Annotated in this window: 2 protein-coding genes; one reads left to right on the plus strand and one right to left on the minus strand. The window is 51.7% G+C overall.

From position 1 onward, the window contains the following. Positions 1-121: 121 nt before the first annotated feature. The gene (locus tag AC1DSG_RS31535; RefSeq protein ID WP_477794351.1) at positions 122-463 is read right to left on the minus strand and encodes a DUF6124 family protein; all 342 of its coding nucleotides are present in this window, start codon (positions 461-463) and stop codon (positions 122-124) included. A 129-nt stretch (positions 464-592) separates the two neighbouring features. Between AC1DSG_RS31535 and AC1DSG_RS31540 the strand changes: the two genes are divergently transcribed. Continuing rightward, a partial coding sequence (locus tag AC1DSG_RS31540) for a helix-turn-helix domain-containing protein (RefSeq protein ID WP_477794352.1) occupies positions 593-701 on the plus strand: 109 nt, incomplete at its 3' end.

Genomic DNA, 701 nt, shown 5'->3' on the forward strand with positions numbered 1-701 from the left:
GACAATCGACTGATCTCGCGACCAGATGCATGCAATAATAATCATTCTCGTTTGAAAATCAAATGATTTTATCTGCCTGATTRGAAAATTCTTTCCTGTCCTCCCCAAACGCTCTCCCGTTTCATGTGTTCCGATGCCCTTGCAAAGACCGATCGATCATCGCCTTGGCCATGTCGATCATGTGCACCGTGGAAAAGGCCAGGTCGCGGCCCGCACCGTGCAGGTTGTTGGCTGACTCATGTGCCGTTGCCGCAGCGCACCGCAACAAATCCGAGGCGTGAACCAGTGCCTCTTCCGCGCTGATCTGCGGGTTCACGTCAAAAAACCGCTCCACAGCAGCGGGTTCGGACACAGTTGGTTTCAAGTAATAATCCAGTGCTCGCTGCGCGGCGGCATTGCCTTTTGGCGAGGTGAGGGTGGTATCGATTTCCATATCTGGCAGGTCATTGCAGGGTAACGTCATGACGATGGCAAGCTCCGTGATAGATTCAGATCCGTAAATCCATCCTAGTACGAACTGTATTTGTGACTGGAATTTAAATACTACAATTTGTGTTTTGTTGGTCGGAGTACCCCACGTATCGTGCCGCACATGGATAAATGGATTGAGTTAGTCAAAGCCAAGATGAGTGACCTCAAAGTCACTCAAGAGGTCCTCGCCGACCGCCTCGGGATGTCCCAGGGTGGCGTGGGTCACTGGC

The organism is Pseudomonas sp. P5_A12, from assembly GCF_056400685.1.